Source organism: Staphylococcus pasteuri (assembly GCF_003970495.1).
GTDB lineage: Bacteria > Bacillota > Bacilli > Staphylococcales > Staphylococcaceae > Staphylococcus > Staphylococcus pasteuri.
In genome coordinates, this window is the sequence record NZ_RXWW01000061.1 from 17313 (window position 1) to 36456 (window position 19144).

Below are 19144 nucleotides of genomic sequence, written 5' to 3' on the forward strand. Positions count from 1 at the left end.
TCACCATCTTTTGAGTTAATCTTGATCTTCTATATATCCAATTTGGCGAATAAAATTAACTTTATTTCTCCAATCTTTCTGAACCTTAACCCATAATTCTAAATAAACTTTAGAACCTAAAAGCATTTCTATATCGTGTCTTGCACGTTTACCTACTTCTTTAAGTTTTTTGCCACCTTTACCGATAACAATACCTTTTTGAGAATCACGTTCTACATAGATTGTAGCTTCAATACGTACGCGATCTTCATCTTCTTTAATCATACGGTCAACATTTACACCAATAGCATGAGGAATTTCTTCGCTAGTTAAATGTAAAATTTTCTCACGAATGATTTCACCTACTACAAATTGTTCTGGGTGATCGGAAATTTGATCATCAGGATAATATTTTGGTCCCTCTGGTAAATAAGATTTTAAAACATCAATAAAATGATCAACATTTAAACCTTCTAACGCAGAAATTGGAATAATTTCAGTAAAGTCCATATATTTTTGATACTTTTCAATTTGTGGCATTAGCTCATCTGGATGAACTAAATCAATTTTGTTTAATACTAAAAATACAGGTGTCTTTAAATCTTTTAGCATATTCATGATATATTCATCGCCACGACCGATATCTTCATTAACGTTGACCATAAACATAATTGCGTCTATTTCAGAAAGCGTATTTGTTGCCACTTTCATCATATAATCGCCTAATTTATGTTTAGGTTTATGAATCCCAGGTGTATCAATAAAAATAATTTGAGCATCATCTCTAGTCATTACACCCTGAATTTTATTACGTGTAGTTTGAGCTTTGTCAGACATAATTGCAATTTTATGACCAATAACTCTATTTACAAATGTAGATTTACCTACATTAGGTCTTCCTATAATTGAAACAAATCCTGATTTATGTTCTGTCATTTATTTAAATCCTTTCCAGAAAATCCGTATGGTAATAATTCTTTAACTGATGATTCAATCATATCACCTTTGTGATTAGTCATATATACTGGCATATCATCGTCGCATAATTCTTTCAATACTTGACGACATTCCCCACAAGGTGAAGATGGTTGATCAGCGTCTACAGTGACAGTAATTGATTCAAAATCACCGGGCTGATAACCAGCAGATATCGCAGAAACTAAACTAGCTCTTTCAGCACAAATTGACATTGAATATGCTGCATTTTCAACATTCGTTCCGTAAAATGTACGTCCATCCTTAGCTTTTAAATAGGCGCCTACTTTAAAATGACTATATGGTGAATAAGATCTTTGTTGTGCTTCTCTGACTTCTTTAAAATAATGAGATTGATAGCTCATGTTGCCCTCCTATAATAAGTTAATAAAATATGGAATAAAAACAATTAAACCAATTAATAAAGCTAAAATTGACACAATCATTACACTAAATGCGGCAATGTCTTTTGCATATTTGGCATAATCATGATATTCAGATGTAACAAGGTCTACGACGTATTCTACTGCAGTATTAATCGCTTCAAAAGCTAGGACTAAACTTATTGCTAATAGAATAAATAACCACTCTAAGCGATTGATATGAAAAATGAAGCCAAAAACAATTGCAATAATACTAGCATAAATGTGAAGAGAAAATTTTTGGTCTTTAATTAATAGTGTTTTCAAGCCATTGAGTGCATAGCTAAATCTTTTCACGATTAATCTCTCGTCAATCCATAAGCATTTAATATAGCATCTTGACGACCAAACATTTCTTTTTCATCTTCTTCATTCATATGATCATATCCTAATAAGTGAAGAAAACCATGTAACGCTAAAAACCCTAATTCACGTTCAAAAGAGTGACCATAAGACTCTGCTTGTTCTTGTGCAACATCCGTACATATTATAATGTCTCCCAATACTCTTGGAATATCAAATTCGCTTGTATCAATTTCTGGCTCATCTTCTTCTAAAGCAAATGATATTACATCTGTCACTTTATCTTTATCTCTGTACATTTTATTAATTTCTTGAATTTCAGTTTTATCAACGAAGGTTATGGATAATTCAGCGTTTTCATTAATTTGCTCTTCTTGTTTAGCGAAATTCAATAAATTTTCTATTTGTTCATACCAATCATCATTTACTAATTCTGTGTGATCACTAAAATCTATTGTAAACATTTAGTCCTCTCCTTCGTATCTATCTATGATTTTACTTACAAGTGGATGTCTTACTACATCGTCTTGCTCTAGTTTCATGATACTAATTCCTTTAACGCCATGTAGTTTTTTTACTGCTTCTTTCAAACCACTATTAACACCTTTTGGTAAATCTATTTGTGTTTGGTCACCAGTTACTACCATTTTTGAACCAAAACCTAAGCGCGTTAAGAACATTTTCATTTGTGCATGTGTTGTATTCTGTGCTTCGTCTAATATTACGAATGCATCATCTAATGTTCGACCACGCATATATGCTAAAGGCGCGATTTCAATAATACCTCTTTCAATGAATCGAGCTGTTTGTTCTCTACCTAATACAGTATTCAATCCATCATAAAGTGGTCTTAAATATGGATCAACTTTTTCTTTTAAATCACCTGGTAAGAAACCTAGTGATTCACCTGCTTCAACAGCTGGACGTGTTAACACAATACGTTTAACATTCCCTTTACGCAATTGTTTAGCAGCATATACAACAGCTAAAAATGTTTTACCTGTACCAGCAGGTCCAATACCAAATACTAAGTCATTTCTATTCATAGCATTGACATACATACGTTGTCCCATTGTTTTAGCGCGGATAGTTTTGCCGAACGCATCTTTTGTTATTTCTTCTTCATATAAATCTAAAAGTTGTTGAATGGTTCCATTTTCTGCCATCTTAATAGCAGCTTCAACATCTTTAAGCGTAATATTATTTCCCAATTCAATCACTTTTAATAAATTGGTTAGAACTAATTCGGCTTTTTCTACATGCTCAATTTTTTCACCTTTAACAGCGATTTCTTGTCCACGAGCATGAATTACGACATCAAAACTATCTTCAATAGCTTTTAAATGTTCATCATTATTTCCAATTAAAGCTTGGGATTGATTAATGTCGTCGATTTGAATTATTCCAGGCATAAACGCGCTCCTTTTCAAATTACAGTTTTATAATTCAATACACCCATTTTAAGGGCTAACATACTTATATTATACCATTCTTGAACATATATTAATTAAGATTCGTTTCAATTTAAATAACAATTTACTATAAAACTAGCTTTTTCAATAACGAAGTGAGCTATCATAGACTTAACCTTTTAAAACAAGAAGTGGTAATACAACTAAATTTTACTAAATTCTAAATATCTACTCAAATTTTATTAATATAAGTAATAAAAAAGATACTTCTAAAAACAATATTTAAAAGTAGTATTTAATGTTGAAAAAAGCTCGAGACATTTCTGCCCCGAGCTATTACAAATTAAAGTTGTTTAGGTTTATTTAAAATTTCATTCCAAATAATACCATTCACTATTTCATCATTATCAAATTGAAAAGCTGACTTACTCATATTACGTTCTACATTTTGTGAATTGAGTAATTGTTTTAATCTGACTCTTTTCGTACGTTCTGAAAGATATTTATCATTAATAATATCTTGCGCCTTTTTCTCAATTAAAGCGAGCTGTTTTTCTTTTTCCCTATCTATCTCACTTCTTACATTCTTTAAATCTTGATGTAAATTTGATTCAAGTTCTTTACGTAAATTTTCAGCGCTTTCATCTCTAGATGTTGATTGTTTTACAGGTTCACGTACTTCTTTTTCATTATGATAAGGTGTTGGATCTGGTTTAGGAATGGAATCATCATAGTCAGTAGGTCTACGATGTAATTCTTCAGATGTAGGTTTACTGTTCTCTATTTCTTGATTCAATGGAGGGAGATTATCATCAAATGTTCTTTTTTTATCACTTGATGTTTCTCCATTAATTTCATCACTAAGTTCTTTAAATGTCTTTTCAAATTCTTCGAAAAAACCACCTTTTTTTGGTTGTTGGTTTTCTTTAGGTGTGGACGGTGGTTTTTGATTTTGTCTTTCCTCATGACTCTTATCACGTAGGGTACTAATTATTGTTGCTATGATCGATATGACAAAAATAATTATCCCAATATTCATTTAATCACCCCACAATTATTGTTCTGGTGATTCGTCATCATTTTGATCAGTACGTTTATTAATGGCATTTCTCATGCCTGTGTCAGCTTCAATATTTTTTAGATTATAATAATCTTTTACACCAATGTTTCCAGAACGTAAAGCCTCAGCCATTGCTAATGGAACTTCTGATTCTGCTTCTACAACTTTAGCACGCATTTCTTGAACTCTTGCTTTCATTTCTTGTTCTGATGCTACTGCCATTGCACGACGTTCTTCAGCTTTCGCTTGTGCAATATTTTTATCTGCAAGTGCTTGCTCAGTTTGTAGATCGGCACCAATGTTTTTACTAATATCTACATCGGCAATATCAATTGATAAAATTTCAAAGGCAGTTCCTGAATCTAAACCTTTACTTAGCACTGTTTTTGAAATATTATCTGGATTTTCAAGAACTTCAGTGTGGTGTTGACTTGAACCAATAGTAGAAACAATACCTTCACCCACACGTGCTATAATTGTTTCTTCACCAGCACCACCGACTAAACGGGCAATATTCGCACGTACAGTGATACGTGCTTTAGCTTTAACTTCAATACCATTCATAGCTACACCAGCGATAAAAGGTGTTTCAATTACTTTAGGATTTACAGACATTTGAACTGCTTCTAAAACATCTCTACCTGCTAAATCAATCGCTGCACCACGTTCAAATGGTAAATCTATGTCTGCACGTTGAGCAGCAATGTTTGCATCAACGACTCTATCTACATTACCGCCTGCTAAATAATGAGATTCAAGTTGATTTGTTTTTAAATTTAAACCAGCTTTATGTGCTTTAATTAAAGGACCAATTACTTTTCTTGGTGATACTCTTCTTAAACGCATACCTACTAAAGTACCAATACCTACATGAACGCCAGCAGCTAAAGCTGAAATCCATAGGCCTACAGGTACAAATGAAAATAGTATTAATAAAGCTACAACAATAATGACTGCAATTATTATAAATCCAATACTAATCATTTTAACTCTCCTTTATAACTATTCTATTTCTCTTACTACGACACGTGTGCCTTCAACTTCAAGTATCTTTACTTGTCTGTTTCTTAATATGAATGTGCCATCAGAAACTGCATCAATACGTTCATCATCTAACTTAATGATACCAGCAGGTCTAAGGTCCGTGACGGTTTGAGCCGTTTTACCGACTAAATGAGAGCGATCATCGTGAGAAGTGAACCCTGATTCAGCATTAGTTGAATCTTTCAAAATAACTTTATCTAAAAATGGAATATTTTTCTTAAATATTTTCACTAATACCACCCATTCAATTATTGATAATATTAGAGCTACAATCACATTACCTAACATAAGTAGCAGGTTATTGCCTAACATCACAATACTAATTGATATGAGTATTATGCCAATAATACCTATGACTGCACCAACAATAAATAATTCGATAATAACGAATAAAACGCCAATAGCAAAAAGTATTACAGATAATATGTTGACATCACCTTTAATAAGAAAACCTAGAAACAAAATTAATAACGATAATGATGCTAAGATACCAATCATATTTATTTTTTTAGAATATAATTGATATAAAAACCCTAGAAAAATAATACATGTTAGAACAAGTGATACCAACGGATGGACAATTACGTTAGTTATATCTTTAACCCAACTATTTTCAGTTGAAAATTGAGTTAACAGTAAAGTATGTATTACATTTGAATATGTCACTATTTCACCTCACTCTCACCATAATTATACATGAAAACGCAGACATATTATAGTGATTTAGTAATATATAAAAATATTTATTAAATTAAATTTAAACTCAATTTATAAAAGTTAGTTTTCTATAGATAACAAAAAACACCTCAGTTATTACAACTAAGGTGTTTCATATTTATAATTAACATTCTTGTTGAGGGAGTCAACAGTGTTATTAATTATTTGAATTTACGTTTACGTGCAGCTTCTGATTTCTTTTTACGTTTAACACTAGGTTTTTCGTAAAATTCACGTTTACGTACTTCTTGGATAGTACCACTTTTTGAAACTGAACGCTTAAATCGACGTAAAGCATCTTCAAGTGATTCATTTTTACGTACTACTGTTTTAGACATCTGTATTTCCCTCCCTCCAAATATCAACGGAACTTTATATTCAATCGCATAGTAAAACTATGCTTTTATTAGTATAATATATCTGTAATATCCGGTCAATTACTAATATTTATATTTTTAAAATAATTAAACAAGTACTTCTTGTTCAGATTTATTTGTAGCATGATCAACAATACGAATAGCTTTACCTTTATTTATAGGATAATTGGCTTTTTGAATTTTAACTTTCACAATTTGACCTATTAAATCTTCATTGCCTTCAAATTCAACTTTCATGTAATTATCAGCATATCCAACTAAAGTGTTTGGTGTTTCTCCACTTTCCTCAGGAATGACTTCAAGTACTTCATCTTCAAATTTAGATGCATATTCTTTAGCTAATTGATTACTTAATTCAATTAATTTATGCACACGTTCATTTTTGATTTCTTCATCGATTTGGTCGTCCATTCTTGCAGCTGGAGTACCAATACGAGATGAATATGGGAAAACATGTAATTCTGAGAATTTATGCTTCACAATAAAGTCGTATGTTTCTTGGAATTCTTCTTCTGTTTCGCCAGGGAAACCAACGATAACGTCACTAGTAATAGCTACATCTGGTAAAGCTTGATGTAATTTAGTAATTCTTTCTGAGAAGTGTTCCATTGTATATTTACGTCTCATACGTTTTAACACTGTATCTGATCCAGATTGTAAAGGTACATGTAAATGTCTTACAATCTTATTTGAGCTTTCAAGAACACTGATTACTTCATCAGTTAATTGACTTGCTTCAATTGATGAAATACGAATACGCTCTAAACCATCAACTTGATCTAAATCTCTTAATAATTGAGCTAAATTATAATTTTTTAAATCTTGTCCATATCCGCCTGTGTGAATACCAGTTAATACGATTTCTTTATAACCAGAGTTAACTAAAGTAGTCGCTTGTTCCACTACTTTTTCAGGATCTCTAGATCTCATTAATCCACGAGCCCATGGAATAATACAGAATGTACAGAAATTATTACATCCCTCTTGAATTTTTAATGATGCTCTTGTTCTATCTGTAAAGTATGGCACATCTAACTCTTCATATTTACGATTTTTCATAATATTACCAACACCATTAATTGGTTGACGTTCTTTTTGGAATTCATCAATGTAATCAAGTAATTTATGACGGTCTTGTGTACCTACGACTACATCTACACCTGGAATTTCCATAATTTCAGCAGAAGATGTTTGTGCATAACAACCAGTTACACATACTACAGCATCAGGATTTTTTCTGATTGCTCTTCTTATAATTTGTCTACTTTTTTTATCTCCGGTATTCGTTACAGTACAAGTATTAATAACAAATACATCTGCATTTGTTTCAAAATCTACTCTTTCGTAATCTGCTTCTTTAAATAATTGCCAAATTGCTTCAGTTTCATAGTGGTTAACTTTACAACCTAAAGTGTGAAACGCAACTGTTGACATATTGTTCACCCCATTAATTCTTTTTCATAACTTAACGCGCTCAATGCATATAGTGGCGCTGTTTCTGCCCGTAAAATTCTTGGTCCTAAACCAACTAACTGTGAATTTGATTTTAACATTGACACTTCTTCATCAGAAAGTCCGCCTTCTGGACCAAATATAAGTAATACACGATCTTGTGGCTTAAATTGTTTTAACATATGTTTGAAATGACTATTTTCGTTATGTTTGGCTTGTTCTTCATAAGCAACAAGAACATAATCATACTGAATTATGATATCACAAATTGCCTTTGAATTCGATAGATAATTAATTTGAGGAATTGTTAATCTATAGCTTTGTTCTGCAGCTTCCTTGATTATTTTTTGCCATCGTTCTAGTTTTTTAGAGATTTTTGCATTGTTTAATTTAACAATAGATCGGTCCATTTCTACTGCCAAAAATTCACTGGCACCTAGTTCAGTTGCTTTTTGAATCATCCATTCATATTTATCAGCCTTAATCAAACCACTGCAAATAGTAATATGTTGCGGTAACTCAGTATTAATTTCTTGCTTTTCGATTAATTCTAACTCTATATTTTGATCAGATATATTAGTTATTTTACACGTATAAACATTTTTATCATTAAATGTGATTACTATTTTATGTCCTTCAGAATGGCGCATTACATTTTTAATATGATGCATATCTTCTTTATCTGTAATAAAAAAACGCTGACTTTCATCAGCGTTTTGATTAATAAAATATCTTTGCAAATTAGTCACTCACTTTCTGACCAACGATACATACCCAACCGTTGTCATGTTGAACTGAAATAATTTTAAAACCTACACGCTTCATATGTTCTTCAATTTCTTCATATTTTTCTTCAATTATACCTGAAGTTATAAAGTAACCTTCTTCATTGACTGTATTATAAGCGTCTTCAATCATTTCATCAATAATATGAGCTAAAATATTTGCAATGACAATATCAAATTTTTCATTTTCATCTTTTAATAAATTACCAGGAACAGCTTCAATCTCATTTAGACAATGGTTTTTTTCAAAGTTTTCTTTGGCTACATTAACAGCCATTTGATCAATATCTAATGCCTTTATCCTTTTAACACCTATCAAATGACTAGCTATACTTAATATTCCAGAACCTGTACCAACATCGATGACACTGTGTTGTGGAGTCACATATGTTTCAATAGCTTTTAAACACATACTCGTCGTAGGATGGTCTCCCGTTCCAAAAGCCATACCTGGGTCTAATTCTATAAGTAATTCTTCATCTGATTCTTTATTGTAAGTTTCCCAACTAGGAACGATAGTAAATTTGTTAGATGCTCGGAAAGGATGAAAATAATTTTTCCATTCATTTTCCCAATCTTCTTCTGCAATTGTAGTTTCACTTATATTAAAAATAGATTTATCTATATCTTTTAATGCTAGAATTTCTTCTTCAATACTAGTACGTAAATTCTCATTAAAATTCACTTCATTGAAATAAGCTTTTAAACGTACTCCCTTTTCTGGATAGTCCTCAGGTTTAAGTTCATAAATTTCACCGAACTTATCTTCTGGGGGATTGATTAAATCATTTGAGTCTTCTACTACTACTCCGTTAGACCCGTAGTTCTCAAGTATATCAGTAACCAAAAATTCAACCTCATGATTAACTACGATCGAAAGTTCCGTCCAATTCATTTTTATTATTCTCCTTTGAAGAATCTTCTAGCTTTATCTTTAAAATTTGAAGGCTGTTCATTAAGTTCTTCACCATTAATATCAGCAAATTCTTTCATAATCTCTTTTTGTCGTTCAGTCATTTTAGTTGGTGTAAGCACTTTAATATTTACGAATAAATCACCGTGTCCATAACCATGAACATTTTTAATACCTTTATCTTTAAGGCGGAATTGTTTACCTGTTTGAGTTCCAGATGGAATAGTTAATACAACGTTACTATTTAAAGTTGGTATTTTCACTTCGTCACCTAGTGCTGCTTGAGGGAAACTAATATTTAAATCATAGTAAATGTCGTCTCCATCACGTTTAAACACTTCAGAAGGTTTAACTCTGAATACAACATATAAGTCCCCACTTGGTCCTCCATTTACACCTGGTGAACCTTCGCCAGCTAAACGAATTTGTTGTTCATTATCGACACCTTCTGGAATAGTAACTTCTAATTTAACTGTTTTATTTTCAGTACCTTTACCGTGACAAGTTGGACATGGCTCTTCAAATTCTTGTCCACTACCTTCACATTTAGGGCAAACTTGTTCAGTTCTAACTCTTCCTAAGATCGTATTTTGTTCAACTGAAACAGAACCTGCTCCGTTACAATAGCTACATGTTTTTTTCTTAGTACCAGGTTTAGCACCCTCACCATCACATGTATGACAAGTTACATCTTTACGAATTGAAATCTCTTTCTTACCACCGAAAACTGCTTCATCAAATGTGATCGTCATAGTATATTGTAAGTCGTCACCTTTGCGTGGTGCATTTGGATCTCTTTGTCTAGAGGCACCTCCGAAGAATGAACTAAATATATCTTCGAAACCGCCGCCACTGAATCCACCAAAGTCACCGCCGCCAAATCCTTGGCTGCCGAAACCACCTTGTGGACCATCATGTCCAAATTGATCGTAATTTGCTCGTTTGTTATCATCACTTAAAACTTCGTAGGCTTCAGATATTTCTTTGAATTTTTCATCTGCGCCTTCTTCTTTATTTATATCAGGGTGATATTTTTTTGATAATTTTCTGTAAGCTTTTTTAATTTCGTCTTTAGAAGCACTTTTACTTACCCCTAAGACTTCATAATAATCTCTTTTGGCCACAGTAACCTCTCCTTTTTTACTAACAAGATAAGTTTAACTAATTCATAACAACTATCCAAATAAAAAGCCAAAGCCAATGTACAATTGACTTTGACTTTTTTAAAATAGCTTTAATTGAAGTTGATTAGTTCGACTTAAATATTATTTTTTATCTTCGTCGTCTTTAACTTCTTTAAATTCAGCATCTTCTACAGTGCTATCTTGATTTTGTTCACCAGATTCACCTTGAGCTTGTTGTTGTGCTTGTTGAGCTTGTTGGTAAACTTTTGCTGATAAGTCTTGAACAACTTTTTCAAGTTCTTCTTTTTTAGCTTTAATGTCTTCAACATCTTCGCCTTCAAGAGCAGATTTTAATGCTTCTTTTTTGTCTTCAGCATTTTTCTTATCTTCTTCACCGATATTTTCACCTAAGTCGTTAATAGTTTTTTCAACTTGGAATACTAGGCTATCTGCTTCGTTTCTTAAGTCTACTTCTTCACGACGTTTTTTATCAGCTTCAGCATTTTCTTCAGCGTCTTTTACCATACGATCGATTTCATCGTCTGATAATGAAGAGCTTGATTGGATAGTAATATTTTGTTCTTTATTAGTACCAAGGTCTTTTGCAGTAACATTTACAATACCATTTTTATCAATATCGAATGTTACTTCAATTTGAGGTACACCACGTGGAGCTGGTGGAATGTCTGTTAATTGGAAACGACCTAATGTTTTGTTATCTGAAGCCATAGGACGTTCACCTTGTAATACATGAATATCTACTGCTGGTTGATTATCAGCTGCTGTAGAGTATACTTGTGATTTTGAAGTTGGGATAGTAGTATTACGTTCGATTAACGTATTCATACGTCCACCCATGATTTCAATACCTAATGATAATGGTGTTACGTCTAATAGTACAACGTCTTTAACATCACCAGTGATTACGCCACCTTGAATTGCTGCACCCATTGCTACTACTTCGTCTGGGTTTACACCTTTATGTGGATCTTTACCGATTTCTTTTTTAACAGCATCTTGAACTGCTGGAATACGTGTTGAACCACCAACTAAGATGACTTCATCAATATCTGAGTTTGATAATCCAACATCTTTCATTGCTTGACGAGTTGGTTCCATTGTACGTTTGATTAATGAATCTGCTAACTCTTCAAATTTAGAACGAGTTAAGTTGATTTCTAAGTGTAATGGACCACTTTCACCAGCAGAGATGAATGGTAATGAGATTTGAGTTTGAGATACACCAGATAAGTCTTTTTTAGCTTTTTCAGCAGCGTCTTTAAGACGTTGTAAAGCCATTTTATCTTGTGATAAATCTACACCGTTTTCTTTTTTGAATTCTGATACTAAGTGGTCAATGATTACTTGGTCAAAGTCATCCCCACCTAATTTGTTGTCACCTGCAGTTGAAAGTACTTCAAATACGCCGTCACCTAATTCTAAGATTGAAACGTCGAAAGTACCGCCACCTAAGTCGAATACTAATACTTTTTGATCTTGTTCAGTTTTATCTAAACCATAAGCTAATGCAGCAGCTGTTGGTTCATTGATAATACGTTCTACTTCTAAACCAGCAATTTTACCAGCATCTTTAGTTGCTTGACGTTCAGCGTCATTGAAGTATGCAGGTACTGTGATAACAGCTTTATCTACTTTATCACCTAAATAGCTTTCAGCAGTGTTTTTTAAGTTTTGTAATACCATTGCTGAAATTTCTTGTGGTGTGTATGATTTACCTTCTATATCTACTTTGTAATCTGTACCCATATGACGTTTGATAGATTGTACAGTATTTGGATTAGTAATAGCTTGTCGTTTAGCTACTTCGCCGACTTGTGTTTCACCATTTTTAAAAGCCACAACAGATGGTGTTGTACGAGCACCTTCAGGGTTTTGAATAACTTTTGGTTCGTCACCTTCTAATACTGCTACACAAGAGTTTGTTGTTCCTAAGTCAATACCGATTACTTTACTCATAATAAAATTCCTCCAATTGTTATATTTATGTTTTCAATGTTTTTTCGCCAATATTATTGGTTTACTTTAACCATTGATGGTCTTAATACTCTATCTTTTAATTTGTACCCTTTTTGTAGTTCTTGAGTGATAATACCTGAACCATATTCAGGATTGTCATCTTGAACTACTGCCTGGTGTACATTAGGGTCAAATTCTTGCCCTTCAGATTCAATTTCTTCAAGACCATTGTCTTTTAAGGCTCTTAACAGACTTTCATGAACCATTTGAACGCCTTTTTGAAGTGATTTAAATGATTCATCTTCACCTTCAATTTGTAGTGCACGTTCAATATTGTCGATAGTTGGTAAAATATCTGTTAGTACACCTTGAGATTGATACATTTTATTGATTTTATTTTCATTCTGAATTCTACGTTTATAGTTTTCAAATTCAGCATATAATCTTAAATATTTCTCTTCGTTGTCATTTGCTAACTTTTGTAAGTCATTAATTTCTTGATCTTTTGGATCAATGCTTTCATTATCAGTTTCTTCAGAAGAAACTGTTTCATTGTTTGATTCTTCTTGCGTTTCTACATCTTGCGTATTATTAGATTCAGTGTTATCAACTGAAGTCGCTGTTTCTTCAGATTGTGTATCTGTTGTTTGGTTGTCTGTTTCTGTTTCAGTATTTTGTTTCACTGATTCATCTTTTTCTGTCATTTTGTGCCCTCCAATACAATTCTAATTACGTTACCAAATTCGGTTAAGTAATTGAATTACATTTTGATAATGCATCGCAGTTGGTCCAATAACCGCAATTTGACCTTTGAGTTTCTCATCAAAGTGATACTGTGTTGATACTATTGATATATCACTTAAATTTTCATCTATTTCTTTACCAATTTTTACATTGATTTGAGAATTGGATATATCATCTAATAATTCAATAATTCTATTTGATTCGATATACTGCAAAATTGGTTGAATAGAAGATACATTAGATTCATTCAATGCATCAATCAGTTTAACCTTTCCACCCATGTAAATGCTATTACTTTGATTGGAAATGTGTAAATTCATCATTTTAACTAATTCTTTAATGAATTGTGCTTCATTTTGAGTTTGTGCGAATCTTTCTATTTCATCAATTTGACCTTTAATTAACTTATTATATTGATTTGATAGGAAATTGGATATCTTATTCAATTCATCATTAGTTAAAGGTAATTCAGATGTAAGATGCACATTTTCAACATAGCCTGATGAAAATACTAAAATCATTATTATTAAATGATTATTTGCTCGAATCAAATGAATATTATTAATAATGTCTTGATTATGGTTGGGACGAACAACCAACGTTGCATATTGAGACATCATAGATAGTTCATTTGCAAAATACGTTAATGCAGAAGAAGTATCATAATGATTCTCAATCATTAACTGATTTAAACGTTGAATTTTGTTTGAGTTTTGATGAGATGTTTGTTCTAATAATTGATTTACATAGTATCTAAAACCTAATTCGGATGGTGACCTTCCTGAAGATGTATGAACCTTTTCAATGAAATCCATATCTTCCAGTTGTTTCATTTCATTCCGAATTGTCGCTGGACTTACATTTAAGTCGTGACGATCAATTAAAGTTTTAGAACCAATGGGTTGTCCATAATCAACATAATCTTCAACAATTGCATTAAGAATGCTTAATTGTCTATCTGTTATCATGTTTTCACCTCATTAGCACTCTTTTCTCTTAAGTGCTAATTATAATTTATCAAATTGGTCAAAGTAAGTCAACGTTAAAGCATTAGAAATTTAAATTTATTTTAGATATTTAATAAAAATGCTTCAAAAACCTCGTTACCAATGACTTTACCTCTCTCCGTAAGATAAATATAATCTGATTTTTCCTCAATCAACTTTCTATTTTTTAAATCATTAATAGTTTGACCAAATACATTTTCAATTGATGTATTAAACTTCTCATTGAATTTAGTCATACTAACGCCTTGATTTAATCTTAGTCCTAAAAACATCTCTTCTTCCATTTGCTCATTTATAGTTGGTTCAGTTTGAGTAAGAAGAGGTACTTCTTCATTTTTAATAGCTTTAATATAATGATTAACAGGGTTAACATTTGTATAACGTACTCCATTTGTATATCCACTTGCGCCCGCACCGAAACCATAATATTCCTCATTTAACCAATAAACTTTATTGTGTTCAGATTCGTGTCCTTCAATAGCAAAATTTGAAATCTCATATTGATGGAATCTTGAATTTTCAATTTTATGCATTAATAATTGATACATTTCTGCACCTAAATCTTCGTTAGGTAGTTTGAGATGACCTTTCCTATACATATTATAAAATTGGGTTTTGGGTTCTAGTATGAGTCCATAACTAGATATATGATCAATATCCATTTGCATTGCTAAATCTAAACTATTTTCAAAATCTTGAAGAGTTTGTTGTGGTAAATGATACATTAAATCTAAACTAATAGATTCTATACCAGCATCTCTAGCATTTTTAACTGCATTATAAATATCTTCGGTTTTATGTGTTCTTCCTAAAATATTTAGTAGTTCTGGTTTGAACGTTTGTACACCCATTGATATGCGATTTACACCATAAGATTTTAGTAATTTCACTTTCTCAAATGTAAGTTCATCTGGATTTGCCTCAAAGCTGTATTCGCCTTCAATATTAAATAGATTATTGATTCCTGATAATAATTTTGTAAGTTGATCTATATTCAATACAGTTGGCGTACCTCCACCAACATACATCGTTTTTAAATTGGTATTTGAATGTTTAGTACGTCTTTCCATTTCTAATAGTAATGAATCCAAATAGTCATCAACTGGTTGCTTATCAATAAAATATTTATTGAAATCACAATAAGTACATATTCTGACACAAAACGGTATATGAATATAAGCACTTTGTATGGTCAATTTAATTCCTCCACAAGATATGACTTTATTTTTATTAAAAAATTAGAGGCGGGATAGAATTAAGTTAAAAATCAATTCTGGTCCCACCTCGTATCAAATGTAAATATTTAAATCTTAATTAAAAAGTGTTTTTAAATACAAAATCACACTTAATAACGTCATTATTATTCTTCATCCATTTTAAGTACTGCTAAGAATGCATCTTGAGGAATCTCTACATTACCAACAGCTTTCATTTTAGCTTTACCAGCTTTTTGTTTTTCTAAAAGTTTACGTTTACGACTAATGTCCCCACCATAACATTTAGATAATACGTTTTTACCCATAGATTTAATGTTTGTACGTGCTACTATTTTTTGACCAATTGCAGCTTGTACAGGTACTTCGAATTGTTGTCTAGGGATTAATGTTTTTAATTTTTCAACTAGTGATTTACCACGTTCATATGCAAATTCTTTGTGGACTATAAAGTTAAGCGCATCTACTTTTTCACCATTAAGTAGGATGTCCATTTTAACTAAATCACTTTCTTTATTTTCAATAAATTCGTAATCAAATGATGCATAACCTTTAGTATTAGATTTAAGTTGATCAAAGAAATCAAATACAACTTCTGATAAAGGAATTTCATAAACGATGTTAACTCGAATGTCATCTAAGTAATCCATATTAACAAATTGGCCACGCTTACGTTGACATAGTTCCATGACTGCACCCACATAATCATTAGGTACCATCATTGTTGCTCTAACATATGGTTCATAAATTTTTTCTATACGATCACGTTCAGGCATTTGTGCTGGGTTATCAACTGTGACTTCAGATCCATCTTTTAGTATACATTGATAAATTACTGATGGAGCAGTTGCAATCAATTCAATTCCAAATTCACGTTCGATTCTTTCTTGAATGATTTCCATGTGTAACATACCTAAGAATCCAGTTCTATAACCAAAACCTAAGGCTTGTGATGATTCTGGTTCGAATTCTAATGAAGCATCGTTTAATTGTAGTTTTTCAAGCGCTTCACGTAAATCATTATAATTTTTATTATCAATTGGGAATAAACCACAATAAACCATTGGATTCATTTTTTTATAACCTTGTAATGGTTTCTCAGCAGGTCTATTCGCTAAAGTAATAGTATCACCGACACGTGAATCATCAACATTTTTAATACTTGCAATGATATAACCAACATCACCGACAGTTAATTCGTCCACAGGTAGTTGTTTTGGAGTATTAATACCTACTTCAGTCACTTCAAATTCTTTACCTGTTGCCATCATTTTAATCTTATCTCCAGCTTTTACTACGCCATCAATAATTCTAATTGATGAAATAACACCGCGGTACGGATCATATTCTGAATCAAAAATTAATGCTTTTAATGGAGCTTCTGGGTCTCCTTCAGGTGGTGGGACAACTTCTACAATTTTTTCAAGAATTTCTTCAATACCAATATTAGATTTTGCACTTGCAAGAACTACATCATCTTGGTCAAGACCAATAACATCTTCAAGTTCTTGCTTAACTCTTTCAGGTTCAGCTGCTGGAAGATCAATTTTATTAACTACTGGTAATAGTTCTAAGTTATTATCTAAAGCTAGGTATACATTAGCTAGTGTTTGTGCTTCTATACCTTGTGCAGCGTCGACTACTAAAATAGCACCTTCACATGCAGCCAATGATCTTGAAACTTCATATGTAAAATCGACATGTCCAGGTGTATCGATTAAATGGAATGTATATGTTTCTCCATCTTTAGCTTCGTATTTTAATCTAACAGCATTTAATTTAATTGTGATACCACGTTCTCTTTCTAAATCCATTGAATCTAACAATTGATCTTGCATATCTCTAGTTTCTACTGATTTCGTATTTTCAAGAATTCTATCAGCTAAGGTAGATTTACCGTGGTCTATATGAGCTATAATAGAGAAATTTCTAATCTTATCTCTTCTATTGTATCGTTCTTGCTTATCCATTATATCCTTCTCACTTTCATATTTATAACCCGTATTTGTACATCTTTGATATGATAACGTTTTTAAATTGTAAATGCAAACATCTAATTAATCGTTTAAATAAACCATTTACTTTGATAAACTAATACTTATATTGGTTTAAGTTTAATATTTCATACTTTATTATAAAGTGTAATGAACTTAATTCCAATACTATAATGTGATATTCATTTATTAGCGTAGCCATTAAATAAATGATTGCACAAAGATAGTACATTTGATAAAATATTTCTTGTTGTAATCAAATATAATTTAATTTGATAAGTTAGTTCACTTTTAGGAGGTGACAGTAATGCCAAACATTAAATCTGCAGTTAAACGTGTTAAAACAACTCAAACTGCTGAAGAACGTAATATTTCTAAGAAAAATACTATGCGTACAGCAGTTAAACGTGCGAAATCAGCTATTGAGACAAATGCCGATAACAAAAATGAATTAGTAAGCTTTGCTATTAAGCAATTAGATAAAGCTGCTCAAAGCAACTTAATCCACTCTAACAAAGCTGATCGCGTAAAATCACAATTGATGAGCGCTAACAAATAATTATAAATAAAAGCTAGTTTGCCTAATAGGTCGAACTAGCTTTTATTTTTTTATGTAATAACCAATCAATCTTATAATGATAAAATAAACAATTCTAAAATCAGTTGTTTATCCATATATGAAGATTTCAATTTATAATCAGTTTCGGCACAAGAATTTATAATATTTAAAAGATCTTCTAACTGATAATGTCTTACCTGCCCCAATGCTAATTTCACTCTATATGGATGCGCATTGACTGTTTTAGCTATTTGTTGCCCACTATATCCTTTTTGACTTAAAATCTTACATTGGTAATATAACCTATAATTACTAGTTATCAATGCTAATAATTTAATTGGTTCTTCCTTCATATTAATTAAATCTTTGACCAGTTGTATTGCTTTATTTTTTTGGCGTTTTTGAATATATTCTGTTAACAGAAATACATTTTGTTCTAAACTACGATTAATGATTTGATTCACATCGTCTTTATTTATAGTCGGTCTATCACCTAAAAATAGCATTAATTTATCTAATTCTTGTGAGATAATATTGAAATTAATACCGGTTAACTCAATCATATTATTTAGTGCGTCTTGTTTGATGTCCTTAAAATTATCATTTAATTTTGATTGAATCCATTTTTTTATTTCTTCTTCAGACATTTGTTCAACTTTTTTTAATTGTCCATTTTTCTTAAGTGTTTTGGTTAATTTTTTTCGTTCATCTAATTTATTTTGAAATACTTCAAAAACTATAAGGTTTTCACCATCATATTTTTCAATAAATTCAAGTAATTGGTCGGTATTTTGATTCAATTCTTTGGTAACCTTTTCACCCGTAAAGACATATGCATTCTGAACTAAAATTGCCTTTTTATCTGAAAAAAATGGCATTGTTAATGCTTCTTCAATGATTGGTGTAATTTCAGTTTCATATAAATTATATTTCACATAGTTGAAGTCATCTTTTTCTGATTGTAAATATTTATTTATCATTTCTGAACTCTTTTTCTCAACTAAGTCTGGTACCTCTCCATATACCATAATGATATTGTCAGACATGCATTACACCCTTTCCATATAGTTCACATTAAGAAATTAT

General features: G+C 31.5%; 20 protein-coding genes. 1 reads left to right on the top strand and 19 read right to left on the bottom strand.

The window, feature by feature from the left end; genetic code table 11:
* Window positions 1-15: 15 nt before the first annotated feature.
* The 18 genes from era to lepA form a co-directional block, all read right to left on the bottom strand.
* The gene (gene era, locus CD121_RS08250; RefSeq protein ID WP_070453876.1) at window positions 16-915 is read right to left on the bottom strand and encodes a GTPase Era; all 900 of its coding nucleotides are present in this window, start codon (window positions 913-915) and stop codon (window positions 16-18) included.
* Complete coding sequence (gene cdd, locus CD121_RS08255; protein WP_017636276.1) at window positions 912-1319, bottom strand: cytidine deaminase; 408 nt, start codon at window positions 1317-1319, stop codon at window positions 912-914. The genes era and cdd overlap by 4 nt, the downstream gene beginning before the upstream one ends.
* Before the next feature lie 9 nt (window positions 1320-1328).
* Window positions 1329-1673 (bottom strand): diacylglycerol kinase family protein, encoded by a 345-nt coding sequence (locus tag CD121_RS08260; protein ID WP_017636277.1) that lies wholly within the window; start codon window positions 1671-1673, stop codon window positions 1329-1331.
* 2 nt (window positions 1674-1675) lie between these two features.
* Window positions 1676-2143: an rRNA maturation RNase YbeY gene (ybeY, locus tag CD121_RS08265; RefSeq protein ID WP_017636278.1), complete on the bottom strand. Its 468-nt coding sequence runs from the start codon at window positions 2141-2143 to the stop codon at window positions 1676-1678.
* Window positions 2144-3091, bottom strand: coding sequence for a PhoH family protein (locus tag CD121_RS08270; RefSeq protein WP_017636279.1), 948 nt, complete (start codon window positions 3089-3091; stop codon window positions 2144-2146).
* Window positions 3092-3434: 343 nt separating this feature from the next.
* Window positions 3435-4130: an iron transporter gene (locus CD121_RS08275; RefSeq protein WP_070453878.1), complete on the bottom strand. Its 696-nt coding sequence runs from the start codon at window positions 4128-4130 to the stop codon at window positions 3435-3437.
* Between the two features lie 15 nt (window positions 4131-4145).
* On the bottom strand, window positions 4146-5135 hold the full coding sequence (gene floA, locus CD121_RS08280) for a flotillin-like protein FloA (protein ID WP_017636281.1): 990 nt from the start codon (window positions 5133-5135) through the stop codon (window positions 4146-4148).
* 18 nt (window positions 5136-5153) lie between these two features.
* Window positions 5154-5831 (bottom strand): NfeD family protein, encoded by a 678-nt coding sequence (locus CD121_RS08285; protein WP_249663683.1) that lies wholly within the window; start codon window positions 5829-5831, stop codon window positions 5154-5156.
* A 242-nt stretch (window positions 5832-6073) separates the two neighbouring features.
* Window positions 6074-6250, bottom strand: a complete 177-nt coding sequence (gene rpsU / locus CD121_RS08290) for a 30S ribosomal protein S21 (protein ID WP_000048060.1) — start codon at window positions 6248-6250, stop codon at window positions 6074-6076.
* A 126-nt stretch (window positions 6251-6376) separates the two neighbouring features.
* Window positions 6377-7723, bottom strand: coding sequence for a tRNA (N(6)-L-threonylcarbamoyladenosine(37)-C(2))-methylthiotransferase MtaB (mtaB, locus tag CD121_RS08295; protein WP_017636283.1), 1347 nt, complete (start codon window positions 7721-7723; stop codon window positions 6377-6379).
* A gap of 5 nt (window positions 7724-7728) precedes the next feature.
* Window positions 7729-8481, bottom strand: coding sequence for a 16S rRNA (uracil(1498)-N(3))-methyltransferase (locus tag CD121_RS08300; RefSeq protein WP_017636284.1), 753 nt, complete (start codon window positions 8479-8481; stop codon window positions 7729-7731).
* A gap of 1 nt (window position 8482) precedes the next feature.
* Entirely contained in the window at window positions 8483-9421 is a 939-nt protein-coding gene (prmA, locus tag CD121_RS08305; RefSeq protein WP_017636285.1) for a 50S ribosomal protein L11 methyltransferase, read from the bottom strand.
* A 5-nt stretch (window positions 9422-9426) separates the two neighbouring features.
* Window positions 9427-10563, bottom strand: coding sequence for a molecular chaperone DnaJ (gene dnaJ, locus CD121_RS08310; RefSeq protein ID WP_029055731.1), 1137 nt, complete (start codon window positions 10561-10563; stop codon window positions 9427-9429).
* Window positions 10564-10704: 141 nt separating this feature from the next.
* Window positions 10705-12540: a molecular chaperone DnaK gene (dnaK, locus tag CD121_RS08315; RefSeq protein ID WP_126567891.1), complete on the bottom strand. Its 1836-nt coding sequence runs from the start codon at window positions 12538-12540 to the stop codon at window positions 10705-10707.
* A gap of 53 nt (window positions 12541-12593) precedes the next feature.
* Window positions 12594-13244, bottom strand: a complete 651-nt coding sequence (gene grpE / locus CD121_RS08320; RefSeq protein WP_017636288.1) for a nucleotide exchange factor GrpE — start codon at window positions 13242-13244, stop codon at window positions 12594-12596.
* A 30-nt stretch (window positions 13245-13274) separates the two neighbouring features.
* Window positions 13275-14252 carry a heat-inducible transcriptional repressor HrcA gene (hrcA, locus tag CD121_RS08325; protein WP_017636289.1) on the bottom strand — a complete coding sequence of 326 codons (978 nt, stop codon included), beginning with the start codon at window positions 14250-14252 and terminating at the stop codon, window positions 13275-13277.
* Between the two features lie 101 nt (window positions 14253-14353).
* Window positions 14354-15487 carry a radical SAM family heme chaperone HemW gene (gene hemW / locus CD121_RS08330; protein WP_126567893.1) on the bottom strand — a complete coding sequence of 378 codons (1134 nt, stop codon included), beginning with the start codon at window positions 15485-15487 and terminating at the stop codon, window positions 14354-14356.
* Between the two features lie 164 nt (window positions 15488-15651).
* Window positions 15652-17475: a translation elongation factor 4 gene (lepA, locus tag CD121_RS08335; protein WP_126567896.1), complete on the bottom strand. Its 1824-nt coding sequence runs from the start codon at window positions 17473-17475 to the stop codon at window positions 15652-15654.
* A gap of 331 nt (window positions 17476-17806) precedes the next feature.
* Here lepA and rpsT point away from each other — a divergent pair, with 331 nt between their 5' ends.
* Entirely contained in the window at window positions 17807-18058 is a 252-nt protein-coding gene (rpsT, locus tag CD121_RS08340) for a 30S ribosomal protein S20 (protein ID WP_002451849.1), read from the top strand.
* A 71-nt stretch (window positions 18059-18129) separates the two neighbouring features.
* Here the strand turns inward: rpsT and holA are convergent, their stop codons facing one another.
* Complete coding sequence (gene holA, locus CD121_RS08345; protein ID WP_126567899.1) at window positions 18130-19104, bottom strand: DNA polymerase III subunit delta; 975 nt, start codon at window positions 19102-19104, stop codon at window positions 18130-18132.
* Window positions 19105-19144: the final 40 nt, after the last annotated feature.

What these genes read in the sequence shown, in the direction of transcription:
- mtaB (WP_017636283.1), bottom strand. Translation starts at nt 7,723, where the DNA reads ATGTCAACAGTTGCGTTTCACACTTTAGGTTGTAAAGTTAACCACTAT.
- cdd (WP_017636276.1), bottom strand. Translation starts at nt 1,319, where the DNA reads ATGAGCTATCAATCTCATTATTTTAAAGAAGTCAGAGAAGCACAACAA.
- CD121_RS08270 (WP_017636279.1), bottom strand. Translation starts at nt 3,091, where the DNA reads ATGCCTGGAATAATTCAAATCGACGACATTAATCAATCCCAAGCTTTA.
- prmA (WP_017636285.1), bottom strand. Translation starts at nt 9,421, where the DNA reads ATGAATTGGACGGAACTTTCGATCGTAGTTAATCATGAGGTTGAATTT.
- ybeY (WP_017636278.1), bottom strand. Translation starts at nt 2,143, where the DNA reads ATGTTTACAATAGATTTTAGTGATCACACAGAATTAGTAAATGATGAT.
- holA (WP_126567899.1), bottom strand. Translation starts at nt 19,104, where the DNA reads ATGTCTGACAATATCATTATGGTATATGGAGAGGTACCAGACTTAGTT.
- hrcA (WP_017636289.1), bottom strand. Translation starts at nt 14,252, where the DNA reads ATGATAACAGATAGACAATTAAGCATTCTTAATGCAATTGTTGAAGAT.
- rpsT (WP_002451849.1), top strand. Translation starts at nt 17,807, where the DNA reads ATGCCAAACATTAAATCTGCAGTTAAACGTGTTAAAACAACTCAAACT.
- dnaK (WP_126567891.1), bottom strand. Translation starts at nt 12,540, where the DNA reads ATGAGTAAAGTAATCGGTATTGACTTAGGAACAACAAACTCTTGTGTA.
- lepA (WP_126567896.1), bottom strand. Translation starts at nt 17,475, where the DNA reads ATGGATAAGCAAGAACGATACAATAGAAGAGATAAGATTAGAAATTTC.
- floA (WP_017636281.1), bottom strand. Translation starts at nt 5,135, where the DNA reads ATGATTAGTATTGGATTTATAATAATTGCAGTCATTATTGTTGTAGCT.
- era (WP_070453876.1), bottom strand. Translation starts at nt 915, where the DNA reads ATGACAGAACATAAATCAGGATTTGTTTCAATTATAGGAAGACCTAAT.
- rpsU (WP_000048060.1), bottom strand. Translation starts at nt 6,250, where the DNA reads ATGTCTAAAACAGTAGTACGTAAAAATGAATCACTTGAAGATGCTTTA.
- grpE (WP_017636288.1), bottom strand. Translation starts at nt 13,244, where the DNA reads ATGACAGAAAAAGATGAATCAGTGAAACAAAATACTGAAACAGAAACA.
- CD121_RS08275 (WP_070453878.1), bottom strand. Translation starts at nt 4,130, where the DNA reads ATGAATATTGGGATAATTATTTTTGTCATATCGATCATAGCAACAATA.